Source organism: Gordonia sp. NPDC127522 (assembly GCF_042672305.1).
Lineage (GTDB): Bacteria > Actinomycetota > Actinomycetes > Mycobacteriales > Mycobacteriaceae > Gordonia > Gordonia hongkongensis.
In genome coordinates, this window is the sequence record NZ_JBHXVK010000011.1 from 37,261 (window position 1) to 55,929 (window position 18,669).

At 67.9% G+C, this 18,669-nt stretch carries 15 protein-coding genes; 8 read left to right on the forward strand and 7 right to left on the reverse strand.

Annotated elements, in window-relative coordinates; all coding sequences use genetic code 11:
- Positions 1-3: 3 nt before the first annotated feature.
- Positions 4-1,905 (reverse strand): ABC transporter ATP-binding protein, encoded by a 1,902-nt coding sequence (locus ACFVHY_RS16835; protein WP_390273884.1) that lies wholly within the window; start codon positions 1,903-1,905, stop codon positions 4-6.
- Positions 1,898-3,670 (reverse strand): ABC transporter ATP-binding protein, encoded by a 1,773-nt coding sequence (locus ACFVHY_RS16840; protein ID WP_390273887.1) that lies wholly within the window; start codon positions 3,668-3,670, stop codon positions 1,898-1,900. The genes ACFVHY_RS16835 and ACFVHY_RS16840 overlap by 8 nt, the downstream gene beginning before the upstream one ends.
- Positions 3,671-4,934: 1,264 nt before the next feature.
- Here ACFVHY_RS16840 and ACFVHY_RS16845 point away from each other — a divergent pair.
- A complete protein-coding gene (locus ACFVHY_RS16845; protein ID WP_390273890.1) occupies positions 4,935-5,558 on the forward strand; it encodes a hypothetical protein in 624 nt (207 codons plus the stop codon).
- Between the two features lie 658 nt (positions 5,559-6,216).
- Here the strand turns inward: ACFVHY_RS16845 and mscL are convergent.
- Both mscL and ACFVHY_RS16855 read right to left on the reverse strand, forming a co-directional pair.
- Positions 6,217-7,050 carry a large conductance mechanosensitive channel protein MscL gene (gene mscL, locus ACFVHY_RS16850; RefSeq protein WP_390274049.1) on the reverse strand — a complete coding sequence of 278 codons (834 nt, stop codon included), beginning with the start codon at positions 7,048-7,050 and terminating at the stop codon, positions 6,217-6,219.
- A 176-nt stretch (positions 7,051-7,226) separates the two neighbouring features.
- A complete protein-coding gene (locus ACFVHY_RS16855) occupies positions 7,227-7,898 on the reverse strand; it encodes an SAF domain-containing protein (RefSeq protein ID WP_390273893.1) in 672 nt (223 codons plus the stop codon).
- Between the two features lie 229 nt (positions 7,899-8,127).
- Between ACFVHY_RS16855 and nhaA the strand changes: the two genes are divergently transcribed.
- On the forward strand, positions 8,128-9,405 hold the full coding sequence (gene nhaA / locus ACFVHY_RS16860; RefSeq protein ID WP_390273895.1) for a Na+/H+ antiporter NhaA: 1,278 nt from the start codon (positions 8,128-8,130) through the stop codon (positions 9,403-9,405).
- A 45-nt stretch (positions 9,406-9,450) separates the two neighbouring features.
- On the opposite strand, the gene ACFVHY_RS16865 is transcribed toward nhaA, so the two are convergent.
- Positions 9,451-10,998 carry an alanine/glycine:cation symporter family protein gene (locus ACFVHY_RS16865; protein WP_390273897.1) on the reverse strand — a complete coding sequence of 516 codons (1,548 nt, stop codon included), beginning with the start codon at positions 10,996-10,998 and terminating at the stop codon, positions 9,451-9,453.
- Between the two features lie 221 nt (positions 10,999-11,219).
- Here ACFVHY_RS16865 and ACFVHY_RS16870 point away from each other — a divergent pair, with 221 nt between their 5' ends.
- Positions 11,220-11,549, forward strand: a complete 330-nt coding sequence (locus ACFVHY_RS16870) for an FmdB family zinc ribbon protein (protein ID WP_390273899.1) — start codon at positions 11,220-11,222, stop codon at positions 11,547-11,549.
- 81 nt (positions 11,550-11,630) lie between these two features.
- Here the strand turns inward: ACFVHY_RS16870 and ACFVHY_RS16875 are convergent, their stop codons facing one another.
- Complete coding sequence (locus ACFVHY_RS16875) at positions 11,631-12,209, reverse strand: 5-formyltetrahydrofolate cyclo-ligase (RefSeq protein WP_390273902.1); 579 nt, start codon at positions 12,207-12,209, stop codon at positions 11,631-11,633.
- Between the two features lie 163 nt (positions 12,210-12,372).
- On the opposite strand from ACFVHY_RS16875, the gene ACFVHY_RS16880 reads away from it, so the two are divergent.
- The 3 genes from ACFVHY_RS16880 (at position 12,373) to ACFVHY_RS16890 (ending at position 15,598) form a co-directional block, all read left to right on the forward strand.
- Positions 12,373-13,317, forward strand: coding sequence for a UTP--glucose-1-phosphate uridylyltransferase (locus ACFVHY_RS16880; RefSeq protein WP_065630200.1), 945 nt, complete (start codon positions 12,373-12,375; stop codon positions 13,315-13,317).
- Between the two features lie 159 nt (positions 13,318-13,476).
- Positions 13,477-14,781, forward strand: coding sequence for a gephyrin-like molybdotransferase Glp (glp, locus tag ACFVHY_RS16885; RefSeq protein WP_058251484.1), 1,305 nt, complete (start codon positions 13,477-13,479; stop codon positions 14,779-14,781).
- Between the two features lie 160 nt (positions 14,782-14,941).
- Positions 14,942-15,598 (forward strand): GNAT family N-acetyltransferase, encoded by a 657-nt coding sequence (locus ACFVHY_RS16890; protein WP_269552611.1) that lies wholly within the window; start codon positions 14,942-14,944, stop codon positions 15,596-15,598.
- 44 nt (positions 15,599-15,642) lie between these two features.
- Here the strand turns inward: ACFVHY_RS16890 and ACFVHY_RS16895 are convergent, their stop codons facing one another.
- A complete protein-coding gene (locus ACFVHY_RS16895; protein WP_390273904.1) occupies positions 15,643-16,413 on the reverse strand; it encodes an ankyrin repeat domain-containing protein in 771 nt (256 codons plus the stop codon).
- An 89-nt stretch (positions 16,414-16,502) separates the two neighbouring features.
- Between ACFVHY_RS16895 and ACFVHY_RS16900 the strand changes: the two genes are divergently transcribed.
- On the forward strand, positions 16,503-17,168 hold the full coding sequence (locus tag ACFVHY_RS16900; protein ID WP_390273907.1) for an SIMPL domain-containing protein: 666 nt from the start codon (positions 16,503-16,505) through the stop codon (positions 17,166-17,168).
- A 148-nt stretch (positions 17,169-17,316) separates the two neighbouring features.
- Positions 17,317-18,591: a gephyrin-like molybdotransferase receptor GlpR gene (gene glpR, locus ACFVHY_RS16905; RefSeq protein ID WP_390273909.1), complete on the forward strand. Its 1,275-nt coding sequence runs from the start codon at positions 17,317-17,319 to the stop codon at positions 18,589-18,591.
- The last annotated feature ends 78 nt before the right edge of the window (positions 18,592-18,669 follow it).

Genomic DNA, 18,669 nt, shown 5'->3' on the forward strand with positions numbered 1-18,669 from the left:
CTGTCACGGGTCCGACCTCGCGTCCGGACCGCTGGGACTGCTGCCGCTCACACTCTCGTCGTCGCCGGCCGTGGCGTCCGCCGGCGGCAGTCCGCACCGTCGGGCGTAGATCCCGCCCGCCGCGAGCAACTCCTGGTGGGTCCCTGCCTCGGCAATCACCCTATCGTCGAGGACGACGATCTCGTCGGCCAACGCCGCGGTCGCCATGCGGTGGGTGATGAGCAGGGTGGTGGTCCCCGCACGCAGACGGTGCAGGGCACGTTGAACGAGCAACTCGGTGCGGGGGTCGGCGGCGCTGGTCGCCTCGTCGAGAATGAGGATCTTGGGCGACGCGGCAATCGCGCGCGCGACGGTGACCAGCTGTTTCTCGCCGGCGCTGAGATTCTCGGATTCCTGGCCGATCACGGTGTCGATGCCCTCGGGGAGTGCGGCGACGATCTGCGCGACGTGGCTGTCCGTGAGAGCCGCGTCGACGGCACGGCCGTCCTCGATGCCGAAGGCGATGTTCTCGCGGACTGTCCCGGTGAACAGCCACGGTTCCTGGGTGACGACGGCCATGTCCGCCCGTACCCGGTGCGGTCCGAGTTCGACGAGATCGACGCCGTCGATGGTGATCGAGCCCCGACTGGGTGCGTAGAACGCCTGCAGGAGATTGGTCAGCGTGGTCTTGCCCGACCCGGTGGTCCCCACCACGGCGGTGGTCGTTCCGGGCGCCATCCGGAAGCTCACCGAGTCGAGAACGGGGTTGTCCTCCTCGTAGGCGAAGCCCACGTCGTCGAAGACGATCTCGGGTGGGAGCTGGTGCCGCCCGGACGAGACGGGCACCGGCTGGCCGGTGTCGGCGCCGCCGTCTTCGGGAGCTTCGAGCACCTCGCGGACCTTGCTCGCCGACACGGTGCCGGACTGCACCTTGGTGACGAACCCGGCGAGTTCGCGAACCGCGCTCGTCAGCTGCTGTGCGAACACCACCACCACCTGAGCCGCCCCGAGACTGAGGTGCCCGTCGACCACCATGATCCCGCCGAGGACCGCCAGGATCAGGAACACCAGGGCGTTGACCGCGGTGAGGACCGAGGGCAGGGAACCGCCGATCCACTGGGCAGAGCGCACCGACGCGAAGAGTTTGTCGTTGAGGTCGTCGAAGCGGCGCGCGGCGGTCGGTTCGGCGTTGTACGCCTGCAACATCCGGCGCGCGCTGAGTTCCTCTTCGATGTGCCCCGTGAGGGCGGCCGTGGTCGTCCAGCGGGACTCGAGGTGCGGTCGTGCCCGGCGGGCGAGCAGGACCGCGGCCAGCGCCGACACGGGTGCTGCGACCAGGGCGACACAAGCCAGCACCGGGGAGATGACGAACAGCACGGCGGTGACGACGACAAGCGTCAAGGCATTCGTCGGAACGGTCACCAGCACTGGTGCGATCACCGTCGCGGCGTTGTCGGTGTGGGCTGTCAGCTTGCTCACCAACACACCGCGTGTGGTGTTCTCGAAGTAGCGCAACGGAAGACGGTGGATCTTGTCCTCGATGCGTGCGCGCAACCCGGCCACCGACCGCTGCACGGCGACGGTCAGTAATCGGCCCTGGGCGAGGCTGCAGACCGCGGCCGCCACGAACACCCCGACCTGGATCGCCAGCAGCGTCCAGAGCAGTCCCCAGTTCATCGGCGCGTCGCCGACCGTGCCGTCGACGATCACGTTGGTGACCGCACCGAACAGGATCGGCGCTACGACGCCGCCGACCGCGGCGAGGATCGCGAAGAGGGAGATGGCCGTCCCGCGTCCTCTGCTCAGGTCGAGTTGCCGGACGATCCAGCGCAACGATCCATCGCGCCGTCGAGGCGTCGGTCGGTCTGCCGACGACTGCTTCCCCTTCGGCCCGACCGCCGGCGCCTGCGATCTCTGGTCAAGCATTGGTCACCGCCTGCGCGTAGGCGATCTCCCGATAGATGTCGCTGCGTGACCGCAACTCCGAATCTGTTCCGAGGTCGACGATCCGTCCCGCGTCGAGCACCGCGATGACGTCCGCGTGCTGGACCGACGACACACGCTGCGCGGCGATCAGGACCGTCGCATCCGGATCGGTCCGGCGCAACCGTCCGATGATCTGGGCCTCGGTGTCGACATCGAGAGCGCTGAACGGGTCGTCGAGGACGTACAGCGCGGGCCGGCGGAGCACGGCACGCGCGAGTGCGAGCCGTTGGCGCTGACCACCGGAGAAGTTGCGTCCCTCCTGCGCCACCGTGGCGTCGAGAGCGCCGCGGCGAGCCGAGACGAAGTCGGCCGCGGCGGCGACCTCCAGGGCGTCCCACAGCTCGTCGTCGGTGGCGGTCGGTCGGGCGATCCGGAGATTGTCGGCGACCGTCCCGGTGATGAGCTCCGCACCCTGACCCACGAAGGCGCTGCGCGCGCGAACCCAGGCGGGCGCCAGGGCGGTCACGTCGGCGGCATCCCATCGGAGCACGCCCGACGTGGGGTCGGCGAACCGCAGGGGTAGGGACAGCAGCGTCGACTTGCCGCTTCCGGTTCCGCCGAGGACGCCGGTCACCGTGCCGGGTGCGCAGAACAGGGAGACCTGGTCGACGGTGGGGGACTCGGCGCCCGGATAGGCGACCGACACCGCGTCGAAGACGATCGCGGGCGGTGAGGGCGCCCGGCCGTCACCGGGGTCGCCGGGGTCGCCTCGGTCAAGCGGCTCGGTGTCGAGTACCTCGGTGATTCGTCCGGCGCTGGTCACCGCACGCGGGATGACCCCGGCGATCATGGTCAGCAGCGACACCGCCAGCAGGATCTGGGCGAGATAGCCGACCGTCGCGGTGATCTGGCCGATCTGCATCTCACCGCGGTCGACGAAGATCGCACCCAGTGCGGTCACCGCGACCACGGCGAGGTTCGAGACCACGGTGACCAACGGCAGCATCAGGACCTGCAGTCGGCCGAGGCGCAGGGCCACGTGGGTGAGTTCGTCGTTCTCCACCGCGAACCGGGCGCGTTCCCGGTCCTCTCGCCGAAAGGTGCGGATGATCGCGATCCCACGCAGCTGCTCGCGCAGCACCCGGTTCACGACGTCGAGGCGACGCTGCAACTGCGCAGCCCACGGCACCAGACGCCGGACGAGGACGGCGACGAGGACGACCAGCACCGCCCCGGCGACCACCAGCACGGGCGCCATCCGCCAGCCCTGCGCCAGCGACAACACCAGCGCGCCGAACAGCATCAACGGCGCGGTCACCACGACGGTCAGGCTGATGAAGAGGAATCCCTGGATCTGGCCCACATCTCCGGTGGAGCGCGTCAGCAGGCTCGAGAGGCCGATGGAGTGGACCTGCGGATCGCTGAAGGCGCTGATTCGACCGTGCACACGCGTGCGGAGGTCGCGAGCCGCGGTCGCCGAGATATGGGAGGCCAGGAATGTGGCACCGATCGACACCACCAGGTTGACCACGGCCACCACGACCATGAGCACCCCGACGCGCTTGATGGTCGCCACGTCACCGCGCAGGATTCCGTCGTCGATGATCGCGGCGTTGAGAGCGGGCTGGGCGAGCGTGGTGAACACCGACGCGAGCTGGAAGACGACGAAACCGGCGCAGGCCCAACGGGTTGTCCGGAGCGCGTCGAACAGAAGCGCGAGCAGCGCGCGTACCTCATCCTTGCTCATCGAGCGGGTGACGGGCATCTGGTGAGGCTACTCCGGGTCGTCGTGACGCTGGCCTATCGTGGGTGCGGAACTCCCACTGATATCGGTTTCGTGTGCGTGCCGTGAAGTGTTCCGAAGTGTACATGCGGCGGTTTCGTGCAGGGTGAGCCCGGATATGTGGGCCGCTGATCTCGTCGCTTCATCGCTAAATACGGATGAACAATACTTCGGGAATTGCTGTCGGAACCATAACCGGAACAGACGAAACCGCCCCGGACGCGTGTCCGGGGCGGTCGAGTCTCGATTCGAGATCTACACGGGTGCTTCTTCCGAACCCGATTCGATTGAACCCGTGACCAGTTCGACGATCGCGTCGGTGATAGCGCCCTGAATGATTTCCGCCATGAGATCTCCTTCGTCAGTGATGAGATGCTGGACGGGTATCGCATGCACGTGATCCACGCCCCCGTCGCAGACCTATGGATCATAGATGCTGAATTCGCCGCAGTGCTCGACCGATTGATGAACGAATTTCAAATCTTTCGTTCATGATGTCGCTGCGTCGGCTAATCAGCGCGCAATGCCGAACCGGCCCCGGAGTGCACCTGCGGAGCCGCTTGGCATCGGGCAACTGTCAGGCAGGCGGAGGCGTCGTCTCTTCTTCCAGTGAACCGCTGAAAACGTCCTTGAACAGCTCGTTGAGGTTGATCTCGATGCCAGTGGCCATATCGGTTCTCCTTGAGTCGGTTTGCTCGCTGTGCGGGATCGGGTCGACGTCTCAGTCGACCTCGACCTCTTCTCCGTAGTTGTCATCCGAGCCGCTGAACAGCGCCTTCAGCGCGTCTTCGATGGAACCGCCGTAGATTTCGCCCATGATGTTCTCCTAGGTGTTGATCGCTTTCCGGAAATTTCTGACCGGAGTAGATGCCTGCGCCGTCACGATCGGAAACGATCGAAAACGGCGAGAGTCGCTGTGCTTGCCTTACTCCGCTGCGTACGAGCCGAATCCGTCGTCGCCATCCGAATCGGTGACGATTTCCTCGAGGTAGAGGCGGATCCAGGAAATGCTGATCGCGTCGGACATGCGATTCTCCTAATGGGTGTCGACGATGTCGTTGTCTAGCACGGTCGTTCCGTCGCGAGGACGGCAACGCGGCTGACAATACCGCACGTTTCTACGCCTGTCCTGACCAGACAAGGTTGAATTCTCAATGAACTCATTCGGTTCTGACCCACGGAACGGTCCTGCCGGTCGCCGGTTGATGACTGGCCGTCGGCGATGTGAATGTGCTGGTATGAAGCGGTGACGCAGCGCGTGGAGGTGGGAGGCACGACGTCCCGGCGATTGGTCGAAACGGACATGGAGACGGCGCTCGACTTGCTCGAACGAGGTCTACGCGAGGTCCCGGTCTACCGCTGGCTCATCGGCGCTGACGCGGTCGCCGAGGCGTACCGCTGGTACGGCGAGATCCTGTTCATCGAGTACCTACCTGGTCTGCGGGGTGTATTCGACGAGAACGGAGAGCTGATCGCTCTGATCGCGGTCTCGGCCCCCACCGACGAGGCCGGGCGAATTGACGATGACCTCAAGGAGCGGACCAAGCAGATCGTGCAGGAGCTAGACGGCTTCATCCACCGCTTCACAGAGTTGCAGCAGAAGTCGGAGGAAGCGCAGGTCGCGGAGAATCCGATCAAGGTGATCTTCGCGCTCGTCCATCCGGATCATCGGCGAGGCGGGACCCTCGCCGGGCTGGTCGACCCGGTCATCGAGCGTGGCCGGCGCCAAGGCCTGCCGGTCACGTGCAGCACGAGTGACGAACAGCTGTCGGCCCTCTACGCGCGCCGGTGGGACGCGCAGGTCCGGGCTCAGTTCACCCTGACCGACGGGCCGACCGTCTGGGTGCAGCGCGTCGATCCGCCGGCGTGAACTAGCACTGCCCCTGAGGTGCCCTCCCCATGCTCCCTGAGGTGCCCTCCCCATGCTCCCTGAGGTGCGAGCGAAGCGCCCTCCCCATGCTCCCTGAGGTGCGAGCGAAGCGCCCTCCCCAGCTCCCTGAGGTGCGAGCGAAGCGAGCCACGAAGGGCTGACGAGGTAAGTCGCCAAACCCTTCGTGGCTCGTCGCTTGCGCTCCTCGCACCTCAGGGAGCAGAGGGCAGTGGCTTGCGCTCGTCGCACCTCAGGGAGCAAAGGGCAGTGGCTTGCGCTCCTCGCACCTCAGGGAGCAGAGGGCAGTGGCTTGCGCTCCTCGCACCTCAGGGAGCAGAGGGATCTGCTGGACTTCCTGATCGGAGCGCGTTCAACTCGGTGTGGTCAGCTACCGAAGAACCACGGGAACGTCCTGGGGCGGGCCTGCGCACGCGGTTGGGTGCGCTGCTGCGGACGCGCCGGACGCCGGTTCTGGGTCTGCGACTGACGGTTCGGTGCGGGCTTGTTCGGCATTCGTTCATCCTGTTCTCGTTCGGTCGCACCGGTCTTTCAGGTCCGGTGCGGTCGCACGTTCCGGCGACGAATCCCAAAGTAGGGGGCCGACCTTCGGGTTCGGATGGCTCCCGCTGTCAGCTTCCTGGGAGACGGGGCCCGCGTGTCAGCGCGAGTGACGCCCCGGCGCGTCCGGGCCCTCACCCGGGAAGTCGCCCGGGTATTGCTCACCGGGATAACCGCTTCCGGGGCCGGGAGGCGGGTAGTTGCCGGGGCCCGGGTAGTTCCCGGGCGGCGGGTAGCTACCGGGTGCCGGCTGCGGCGTCGGATACGGCTGGCCCGACGGGCTTCCCGGCGGCGGGCCCTGCGGAGGACGATTCTGCGGGACGGACTGGGACGGAATGTTCTGCGGGGGAACCGATTGCGGGGGAGTGGGGTGCGACGGCGGGCCCTGTGGTGTCGGCGGAGCCGAGATGCGTTGCGTCGTACCGGCTCCGGCGGGTGCTTCGTACGGGGCGAAGGAGCCCGACGGCGGACCGTACGAGTCGCCGACCGGACCGGACGGATCGGAGAGATGCGCCGGCAGATCACTCTCGGCCTCCGCCTTGGCCTTCGAGGTGCCGTCGGGGTCCAGCAGATCGCGGATCTCGGACAGCAGGGCGATCTCGGTGACCTCCGCCTTCTTGCCGAAACCGCCCAGCTCGGCCAACTTGTTGTACGGCAGGATGATGATGAAGTACACCACCGCGGCGATGATCAGGAAGTTGATCACCGCGGTGATGACACTGCCGAGGTCGACGAATGTCGATGGGTTGTCGGTGATCTGGAAGCCGAGTCCCTGCGCTGCGTCGGAGCCGACGGGAATCGAATTGATGATCGGCTGGACGATGCCGTCGGTGAACGCGGTGACGATCGCGGTGAACGCGGCGCCGATGATGACCGCTGTCGCCAACTCGACGACATTGCCCTTGAGTATGAAATCCCTGAATCCCTTGAGCACGGTGTACGGCCTCTTTTCGGTGATGTCCTGCTCTTGTCCGGTGATTCTGTGCACGATCGGAGCAAATCCGACATACGCTGTGCGAGCTCGTACTACCCTATCCACGATCGTGAACGAACCGATCCATTTGAGTTGATTGACTCGGCTGTGTCGTCATGCGGTGACCCGCCCGTTCGTCAGTGCAGGACCACCGCGAGCGCCGTATCGAGCCCTGCCGCCGCGACCCGATGGGCGGATGCGGCGTCCATCGCGAGCAGCACCGGGGCGGCCGCGGTCCCGCCGGGAGCGATACCACCCGACTGTGATTCGGCGGCGTGGAGTGCGACAACGGCGCGGCGGGCCAGCACTTCCGCCTCTTCGGTCAACACGTCGACAACGTCGCCGGGTCGCAGCAGCGCGGTCACGGCCTCGTCCGACAGTCGTATCGGTACGAGCCGGGCATCGTCGTCCCCGGTCAGGTCGGCGGGTAGACGTGACGACAGCAGGCGCGTGTCCGTCATGATCTCGCCCCGGCGGACATGCCCGGTCACGGTCTTTCCGATGGCCGGACCGGCATCGGCCAAGGCGCCGCCGGGAACTGTGCCTGCCACAATCCGCCGCGACTGCAGATCACCGACGTCGACCACCTGACCCGGCCGCAGTTCATGTGCGGCCACGACGACCTCGACATCGCCGTCGGCGCGTGTCCCGGTCACCCCGACGACGACAGCCGCGAGGACGAGCGCCGCCGCGACGACGCGTCGGACCAGGAGGCTGCGGGTCCATCCCGGCCGTAGTGCGGTGCCCAGCCGGTCGCGGAGCCGGGGAGCGAGGGAGTCGCGGTAGCGGTGCGTCGACGCCGGAGACATGTGGCGAACGGTAGGTCGGTGGTCGACGGCCGTCGGCCATCCGCCCCGCCTGTGGACAGAGCCGGGCCGCACGGCCGGCCCTGGGGAGAGCGGTGCCGCGGACGGGGTGCGGTGGTGCGCCGCGACGCGGTGGAGGAGAATCGTTCCCCGGTGTGCCGGGAAGTCTGGTCGGCCGTCGCCCGTGCGGGTGGCGCGACGATGACTTGTCCACTCGATCCAGAGGAGCGCGATGACCGACCAGACACCAGGCGATGTCACCGACGGCCCGGCACCGGCGAGCGGACGGACAGACCGCCTGCGGACATGGGCCGCCCTCGACACGACGAGTGGAGCGTTGCTGCTCGTGGCTGCGGCGGTCGCGGTGCTCTGGGCCAACTCGCCCTGGCGGGAGGCCTACGACTCGCTGCTCCACATCGAGGTGGGGCCCGAGGCGCTCCACCTCCATCTGTCGCTCGCGCACTGGGCCTCCGACGGCCTGCTGGCGATCTTCTTCTTCGTCGTCGGTGTCGAACTCAAACACGAGTTCGTCGCCGGGAGCCTCCGCGATCTCAAACTCGCTGGTGTGCCGATCGCGGCCGCCGTGGGTGGCATGGTCACCCCGGCCCTCTGCTACGTCGTGATCGTGGCGATCGGCGACCCCGAGGGACTGCGCGGCTGGGCGATCCCGACGGCCACCGACATCGCGTTCGCCCTCGCGGTTCTCGCGATCTTCGGGCGCGGGCTGCCGCTCGCCCTCCGGACGTTTCTGCTCACGCTCGCCGTCGTCGACGATCTGCTCGGCATCATCGTGATCGCGACCTTCTACACCGAGGAGATCGATTTCGTGATGCTGGCGGCCGCGCTCGTCGCGGTGGCCGTCTTCGCCGTGCTGGTGCGACGGGCGTGGAGGTGGTGGCCGCTGCTCATCCCGGTCGCCATCGCGGCCTGGGGGCTGATGCACGCGTCCGGTGTGCACGCGACCGTTGCCGGCGTCCTGCTCGGCTTCACGGTGCCCGCCGTCGCGATCCGCGGAGAGAAGCAGCCGCGCACCGAGAGGCTCGACGACGCGGTCCGCCCGTACTCCGCCGCGATCGCGCTGCCCGTGTTCGCGTTCGCCGCGGCCGGGGTGAGCGTCGTCGGCGGCGCAGGGTCGATCGTGCAGCCGGTGTCCATCGGGATCGTCGTCGGCCTCGTCCTCGGCAAGGTCGTCGGCGTGATGGGTTCGACGTGGCTGATGACCAGGTTCACACCGCTACGCCTCCCCGACGCGGTGGGCCTCCGCGACCTGCTCCCGGTCGGGCTGCTCACCGGCGTCGGGTTCACCGTGGCGCTGCTCATCGCGGAACTGAGCTTCGAGGCCGGCTCCGATGATCATGCGGCCGCGGCGAAGGCGGCCATCCTCGCCGGGTCCGTCGCGTCGGCGATCCTGGCCGCGATACTGCTGCGGTGGGACGCCCGCCAGGCGCGCGACCCCGACATGAACCGAGACAACATCCCCGACATCGACAAGGACGTCATCGGGGGATGAACCCGCGGGCCTCGGTTCGAGGCCCGCGGTTCATGTAAGACGGTCCTACTTCGCGACCGTGACCTCGTCGGCGCGTTCGTCGGTGCGACCATAGGATTCCCAGAACGTCGCCCCGACGATGCCGAGGGCGACGGGATCGAAGATCGGATCCTTGCCCTCTTTCTTCTGCTTCTCGTAGTCGCGCAGCGCCTTGAAGGCCGGCTGCTGCAGGATCAGGATGCCCACGATGTTGAGCCACGCCATCAGCCCGACGCCGATGTCGCCGAGAGTCCATGCCTCACTCGCGGTGGAGACGCAGCCGATCGCCACCGACACCAGGATCAGCGCCTGCAGGACCAGCGTGAGGTTGACGCCCAGCGTGCTGCGCAGGGGGCGGATGTAGAGGGTGGCGGACTTGCCCATCAGGAACCGCAGGTTGGTCTCGGCCATGTAGTAGTACGCGATGATCGTCGTGAGGCAGAAGAACGCCAGCGAGATCGCCACGAACGTCGAACCGGCACCGCTCCACATGCTGTCGAAGCCGACCTGGACGAAGGCCGGACCGACCTCGACGGGGCCGTTCAGCATCCCGCCGTCGGAAAGCACTGCACCGTCGGCACTCTCGCCCTCGAAGACGCGGTAGGCCCCCGTCGAGATGATGAGGAAGCCGGTCGCGGAACAGACGAACAGGGTGTCCACGTAGACGGCGAAGGCCTGCACGAAGCCCTGCTTGGCGGGGTGCGAGACCTCCGCGGCAGCGGCGGCGTGGGGTCCGGTGCCCTGCCCGGCCTCGTTGGAGTAGATGCCGCGCTTGACGCCCCACATCACGGCCGCGCCGACGATCGAACCGAACACGGAATCGATGCCGAAGGCGCTGGCGAAGATGAGCCGGAGGACATCCGGGATCTGCGAGGCGTTGGTGAAGACGACGACGAGCGCGAACAGGATGTACAGGACGGCCATGAACGGGACGACGATGGTCGCGAAGGTGGCGATGCGCTTGACGCCGCCGATGATGACGAACGCCAGCACGATGACGACGCCGATCGCGACGGCCCAGTCCGCGATACCCCACGCCTGGTTCATCGCGATGGCCATGGAGTTGGACTGCACGCTCGGGAGCAGCAGCCCGCAGGCGAGGACGGTCACGGCGGCGAAGATGAGCCCGTAGACCTTGAAGAACGGGGCCGCCTTGGTGTGGGCCAGCGCCTTGCTGAAGTAGTAGGCCGGACCGCCGCGGTACTCGTTGGTCAGCGGATCACGGGTCTTGTAGATCTGGCCCAGCGTGCACTCGACGAACGACGTCGACGCCCCGAGGAAGGCCATCGCCCACATCCAGAACAGGGCGCCGGGACCGCCGAAGGCGATCGCTGTGGCCACACCGGCGATGTTGCCGGTGCCGACCCGGCCGGCCAGCGAGATCATCAGCGCCTGGAACGACGACACGCCGTCGGGGGAGCTCTCGCCGTGCCGCATGACCCGGATCATCTCCGGTACGTGCCGGATCTGGAGGAACCTCGAACGGATGGAGAAGTAGACCCCGACACCGAGGCACAGGTACACCAGCGGATTGCTCCAGATGATGCTGTTGAGGTCGTTCAGGAAGTCGGTCATGGGACTCCAGCGTCGTGCGGGCGGCCGCTCAGGGCGTCGCTATCGGTCGTCATGCGGTGAACCGTTGGCTTCGGCTAGGGGAACACTTTGCACGACGGCGCGCGGCGGTGCGCGACAAGGTGCGAAATCCGCCGGTCGGAACTCGCGCTTAGCACTCGGAATGAGGGAGTGCCAAAGTCGGTTACACTGGTCATCGTTTACTGACATTCGGAGGTTTCGCGGTGCCCACCTACTCGTATGCCTGCACGGAGTGCGACAACAAGTTCGACATCGTCCAGTCCTTCTCCGACGACTCGCTGACCGAGTGCCCGCAGTGCGCAGGCCGCCTGCGCAAGCTGTTCAACTCGGTCGGCATCGTGTTCAAGGGCAGCGGTTTCTACCGCACGGACTCGCGTCCCGGCTCGTCCTCGGACACCTCGACGCCCTCGTCGGACAGCTCGTCGTCGTCGAGCTCCTCGTCGTCGGACAGCTCGTCGAGCAGCTCCAAGTCGGACTCCGCGAGCTCGGCGTCGTCGACCAAGAGCGAGACCAAGGCCGCGACCCCCGCCTGACCGGCGTCCCGCGACGACAACGTCATAAGCCGAACCCGGGCCGGTGTCACCCGACACCGCCCGGGTTCCGCTGTACCCGGGTCAGCCGAGTCGGCGGAACCCGTCTCCGGGAGTGAGAGTCCAACCGACCGGGACATCGTGGTCACCGGACGGCAGTGAGTCGACGACCTCGTCGTCATAGACCACGCCGACGAGGTCGGCCGACAGACCGTGCAGGGTCCGGTCGTAGTATCCGGCGCCGCGTCCGAGCCGCACACCGCTCTTGTCGATCGCGAGCGCCGGGACCAGGATCACCGACGCCGTGCGGATCGCGGTCACCCCGACGCGGTCGGTGGTCGGTTCGAGAAGTCCCCAGCGTCCGGGAGCCAGCGAGTCCGGCCCCGTGTACGGCGCCCAGTCCATCGGTGCGGGATCGCCGTCGGGAACCACCGGGACCAGAACCGACACGCCTCGGTCGACGAGCGCGTCGAGCATCGAATTCGAGCCGGGTTCGTTGCCGATGGGGACATGCGCGGCGACCGTGACGTCGTATTCGAGCCGGAATGGGCAGGAATACATCCATTCGGCGAGGGCCGCGGCGGACCGGTCCCGCTCGTCGGCGGACCGACGCGATCGTCGATCCTCGATCTCTTGTCGCAGTTGCTGTTTCAGCGTTGTCAAGACCCGACCGTCCTTCGCGTCGTCTCGAGACCGGTGGCATGTGCGCCCCGGCCGGGACAGCCGGGACGCCCGCACTGTATCCGACCGTCGGAACGAGCGTGGTGAGGTCCCGGTCACCGCCGTCTGTCCGGCCGGGAACCGGCACCTGTCCTAGGGTGGATTCATGAGTGCGACGGATAAAGCTGGTTTCAGTGAGTACGAAGGTGTACCCAACACTCCGCCGATCCCGCGTACCGCGGTCGTCCCGGCAGCCGGGTTGGGCACGAGGTTCCTGCCGGCGACCAAGACGGTGCCCAAGGAGTTGCTGCCGGTGGTCGACACCCCCGGCATCGAGCTCGTCGCCGAAGAGGCCAAGGCGGCCGGCGCCGATCGTCTCCTGATCGTCACCTCCCCGGGCAAGGACGGCGTGGTCGCCCACTTCGTGGAGGACCTCGTACTCGAGAACACCCTCGCCACGCGTGGCAAGGAGTCGATGCTGGCCAAGGTGCGCAAGGCGCCCAACCTGCTCGAGGTCGCGTCGGTCGTGCAGGAGAAGCCGCTCGGCCTGGGGCATGCGGTCGGTTGCGTCGAGAGCTACCTCGACGACGACGAGGACGCCGTGGCAGTTCTGCTGCCCGACGATCTGGTGCTGCCCGGAGGTGTCCTGGAGGTCATGGCGCGCACCCGTCAGCGCCGGGGCGGCTCGGTGCTGTGTGCCATCGAGGTCCCCGAGGAGCGCATCAGCGCCTACGGCGTCTTCGACGTCGAGCCGCTTCCCGATGCCAACAACCCGAATGTCATGCGCCTCAAGGGCATGGTCGAGAAACCCGAACCGCAGGATGCGCCGTCGAATCTGGCCGCCGCGGGTCGCTACATCCTCGACCGCAAGATCTTCGACGCGCTGCGCCGTATCGAACCCGGGGCCGGTGGCGAGCTGCAGCTCACCGACGCCATCGCGCTTCTCATCGAGGAGGGCGAGCCGGTCCACGTCGTCGTCCACCACGGCACCCGACACGATCTCGGCAACCCCGGCGGCTATCTCAAGGCCGCCGTCGACTTCGCGCTCGACCGCGACGACTACGGTCCCGATCTGCGCGAATGGCTCGAGAAGCGTCTCGCCGACAGCTGATTCCGCACGGGCGATCACCGGTCGCATCCGCGCGCCTCGCACGCTGCCGCGGGCGCGCTCGATAACGTTCTCCTGTGTTGTATCGAGTGCACGACGTGCCGAGCGCTGTCGGCCGCACGTCCCGGTGCACTGACCGGTTGAGACGGGAAGAGCGGTGAGATGCGGTCTGTCGAAGATCATCTGACGCTGGTGACCGCGGCGGCAGTGGCGCCGCGTCCGGTGCGCGTCGCGATCTCCGAGGCGCAGGGCCTGATGTGCGCCGAGGAGGTCGTCACCGAGCACCCGATGCCCGGCTTCGACCAGGCGGCCATCGACGGCTACGCGGTGCGTGCGGTCGACGTCGGTCTGGCCGGGGTGCTCGCACCCGAAGACCTGGAAGACTTCGACGCCAACGGCGCCGAGCTCGTCGACCTCGAACCGGGCGAACCGATGATCGTGTCCCTGCCGGTGGTCGGCGAGGTCGGGCCGGGCTCGCGGACACCGACGCGGCTGCAACCGCGTCAGGCGGTGCGCGTCGAGACCGGGGCCCCGATGCCGACGCTCGCCGACGCCGTGGTCCCGTTGCGCTGGACCGACGGTGGCGACCAGAAGGTCAAGATCGGACACGGCGTCGAGAGCGGCAACTACGTCCGGCGGGTCGGCGACGACGTGCAGCCGGGCGATGTCGCGGTCCGCGCGGGCTCGATCATCGGCCCGGCCCAGGTCGGGCTGCTCGCCGCGGTCGGTCAGGCACGCGTGATGGTGCACCCGCGCCCGCGCCTGTCGGTCATCTCGGTGGGCAGTGAGCTCGTCGACATCGACCGCACACCCGGTCCCGGTCAGATCTACGACGTCAACAGCTACGCGCTGGCCGCTGCCGCCCGCGACGCCGGCGCCGACGTGAACCGCGTCGGCATCGCCGAGCGCGAGGCGTCGCGGATGCGGGAGGTCGTCGAGGCGCAGCTCATCCGCTCCGAGATCGTGGTGATCTGCGGTGCCGTCGGGGGAAGTGCGTCGACCGCCGTCGCCGACGCCCTCGCCGACCTCGGCGACCTGGAGATCGTGCGGGTGGCGATGCACCCCGGGTCGGTCCAGGGCTTCGGGCGCCTCGGACGCGACGAGGTGCCGACGTTCCTGCTCCCCGCCAACCCGGTGAGCGCTCTGGTGACCTTCGAGGTGATGGTCCGGCCGCTCATCCGGATCGCGCTGGGCAAACGGCAACCGATGCGGCGGATCATCAAGGCGCGCACCATCGGACCGATCGCGTCGGTGCGCGGCCGCAAGGGTTACCTGCGTGGGCAGCTGATGCGGGACGAACGGTCGGGGGACTACCTGGTGCAGGTGCTCGGCGCCTCACCGACCGGGTCGTCGCACCTGCTCGCCGAACTCGCCGAGGCGAACTGCCTGATCATGGTCGACCCCGATGTCGAGGAGATGGGCACGGGCGACGAGGTGGAAGTGGCCTTCCTCGCGCAACGCGGGTGAGCTCACCCCCGCTGGTTGAGCCGGCACCGAGCGCAGCCGCCGGGCCGAGCAAGCGACGAAGGAGCGCGTCGAGGTCGAGGCGCCGAGTCGAAGCCACCACCCCGACGCGAGATCCAGGTCTCACGCCGTCGGCACTGTGACAGCGCATAAACTTCTTCTCGTGTTCAGGTGGTTGAGCGGCAGTCAGGGAAGTCCGGGATGGCCGGCCACTCTCGGGCCGCTGCGCACCCGGACCGGTACGGTCACCCTGCGGCCCGTGAAGGTGCGGGATGCCAAGACGTGGAGCGAGTTGCGGATCCGCAACCAGAACGCCCTGTTGCCCTGGGAACCGACGGGTGTGGGGAGCTGGGCCGAACGCCATCAGCCGGGGTCGTGGCCGCCGCTGTTCGCGGTGCTGAAGTCCGAGGCCAAACGAGGTGCGCTGCTCCCGTTCGTGATCGAACTCGACGGCCGCTACGTCGGGCAGCTGACGGTCGGCAACATCCAGCGCGGCGCGGTGCGGACAGCGTGGATCGGCTACTGGGTCGACTCGGCCGTCGCCGGCAACGGCATCGCGACCGCCGCGGTGGCACTCGGGGTCGACCACTGCTTCGGGGCCGTCGGCCTGCACCGGCTCGACGCGACAGTCCAGCCCGCCAACGAGGCGTCGCAGAAGGTGTTGACCAACATCGGATTCCGGCAAGAAGGTCTGCTGCAGCGCTACATGGACGTCAACAAACGCTGGCGTGACCACATGCTGTTCGCACTCACGGCCGAGGAGGTCGTCGGCAGTGCCGCCGAGGCGCTCGTCCGGGCGGGTCGTGCGTCGTTCCACTGACCCTCCGCTGGCGATCCGGCGGTCGCCCTGAGTTCGCGGCGGCGTCACCGCCCGGTTTCGACCGGGAAATCCCGTGCGCGCATCTCGGATTCGATCGCGTCACGCGTCCGGAGGTACGAACTCGTCCGTATCGAGTCGTCGGCGGTGTACAGCGACGGCATGAAGGTCGCATCTCGCTGATCCCGATGCGCACCGTCGGCGCCCGCGCGTAACAGGACGAGGCAGTGGTCGATGTTGAGTACGTCGGCCGCGGTGAACAGTGGTGTCCGGCCGGCCAGGGGCTGCACGGAGTCGAGGTCGGCGCCGCGGTCGATCAGCAGGCGCAACGCATCGTCGCGACGATGGCGCACCGCGGTGTGGACCACGTTGCCGCCGATCCGGTCGGATGCCTCGACCAGTCCCGCGTCGAACTCGATCAGGGTGCGGAAGGCGGCGAAACGGTCGAGCAACACGCTGTAGGCAACTGCGTTGTATCGGCCGGCGCCGGGGAGATGCGGGTCGGCACCCGCCTGCAGCAGTGCCGACACCGCCGCCGGCGGTTCGAACTCCACTGCCCACTGCAGCGGCGTGATGTCCACGCGGCGCGGGTCGGTGTCCGGATCGCCGCCGTGTTCGTCGAGGTCAGCGCCCTGTGCGAGAAGGGATTCGATCTGCGCCCGGTCGTCCCGCCGGGCGGCGTCGAGTAATCGAACGGTGGGGGCGGTGAAGTAGTCGGCCGCGTCCACGCGCGTCGAGACGACCTCGGCGATCCACCCGCACCCGGCGACCGCGCACGCCGACATCGCTGTCGCGAACAACGCAACCAGTCTTCTCATCCGCACCACGATCGTCCCTTCACGGCACTTGAACGATGTCCGATTTGTACGATAGTCCGCGCCGGCCCGCCGACGCATAGGCTCTTCGCATGACCGAGCACACCGACCATCTCGAGATCGTCGTCCGTGGCTCCGCCCGCGGGCGCTACCGGCCCGAACGCGGGATCATCCACCTCGCCGTGCGAGTGGAGGGTGCGGACAAGTCGGCCGTCTATACGCGGGCGGTCGAGGTCCACGCAGACCTGACGCGCGCGCTGACCGATCACGAGACGGGCGGCGCGGTGGCCCGCTGGTCCGCCGATTCGGTCCGGGTGTACTCGTACCGCCCGTACTCGGAGACCGGCGATCTACGAGACCCGGTCTACAACACGCGTATTCGCGTCGAAGCGGAGTTCGTCGACTTCGAGCGGCTGTCGGAGTTCATCGATGTCTGGGCGTCGGTCGACGCCGTCGAGATCGGTGACGTCGACTGGGACCTCCGCGCGGAGACCCGGCGGGACCGCGAACGGGAGCTGCGTCGTGCCGCGGTCGACGACGCGATCGTCAAGGCGCAGGCCTACTCCGACGCCGTGGGTCGAGGGCCGGTGGTTCCCGTCCTCCTGTCCGATCCGGACATGGCGCCGCGGGTGCCGCAGGCATCTCGTCGGGCCATGCCGATGGCGGTCGCGGCCGGCCCGCCCCCGCCGTCACTGGAACTGCGGACCGACGACATCGAGATCGGCGTCGCGGTCGACGCGCGCTTCCGCACGGCCTGACCCGCTTCTGCTGCCGGTGTTGCTGAGAGGCGCGTGTGAAACCACGCCGATTCGGTTGTCCCACGGCGCGTCTACCCGGGCGTGACTGCTCGCAGCCCTAGATTGTGGAGTGGCCTCGTGTGACCAGAGTGAATGAAGGGAGAGTCGCATGCCCAACTCCGTACTGTGGGTCTGTCTCGTCGCGGTCTGGCTCTTCGTGCTGGTCCCGATGGTCATCAAGGGACGCCCGCAGATCCTGAAGTCCACCGACGCGGCACGGAAGACGCGACTGCTGCATCGCGGAGGATCGCGTGCCACGACCGCGACGAAGAACCGCCGCCGGTCGTCGGCGCGTCACCCGCACGATCCGTCCTGGAAGTCCTCGCGCCGCAGCGCCACCGCGACGCTCGAGGCCGACGCCGACACCGAGAACGATGTCGACGCCGAGAACGATGTCGACACCGAGAAGGCCAAGCCCTCGACCCGACGTGCCGGCAGTGTGAAGGTCGAGAAGCCGACGGTGGAATCCGTGGATGGCGACACCGACTCCGAGACGGTGGACGCGGCTTCCGACGACGACTCCGTGAACGGTGACATCGCCGCCGACGCCGACGCGGACACCGACCGGTACCTCGATGCGGAGTCCGACGACGAGGCGACCGCGGACAGCACCCCTGCCGCCGAGGTCGATGACACCGACGAGCTCGACGACGAGTACGAGGACGACTTCGCCGACGTTGACGGAGAAGTCGAGAACGGTGAGCTCGAGGACGCCGAATACGACGACGACGCCGAATACGAGGACGACGCCGAATACGAGGACGCGACAGACGAACTCGACGAGGACGAGTACGACGACTACGCCCGCGGGTCGCGTCACACCGAATCGTCGTCGGCTCCCGTCGCGGAGTCCGAGGAGGACGACGCCGACGACGCCGACGTCGACGAGGTGGCCGACAGCCGCCCGGCGGCGCGGACGGCGAGCAACCGGCGGACGGGGCGCAGCGTCTATTCGTCGGAGAAGGAACGCGAGCTCAAATACCGGGAACGCCAACGGGTCACGGTGGGCCTGTTCGTCCTGGTGCTGCTGTCGATCGTGGCCGGCGTCGTCGTCGGGATGCCCGGCTGGGTGGCCACCGGCGTCCTCGGCCTGCTACTGGTCGGCTACCTCGCCTACCTGCGGCGCGCGGTGAAGACGGAGCAGCAGATCCGGGCACAAAGACTCGCCCGTGCCAAGCGGTCGGCGCGCGCCGAGGAGGAGCGCCGTCGACGCGCCGCCGCGGTTCCGGAGTTCGCCGCCGCCCCGCCCCCTCCGCGACTTCGGCGACCCGGTGGCGCAACGGTTCTCGAGATCGACGACGAAGATCCGGTGTTCGATCACATCCCGCCGTTCCAGCGTCGACGGATGGACCGCGAAGACCTGCAGTACCGCCGCGTCGGCTGACTCGTCGAGAGCACTTCGGCAGCAGATCCGTCCAGCAGTTGGTGTCGCCCGGCGACACCCACTGCTGACGCGTTCAGG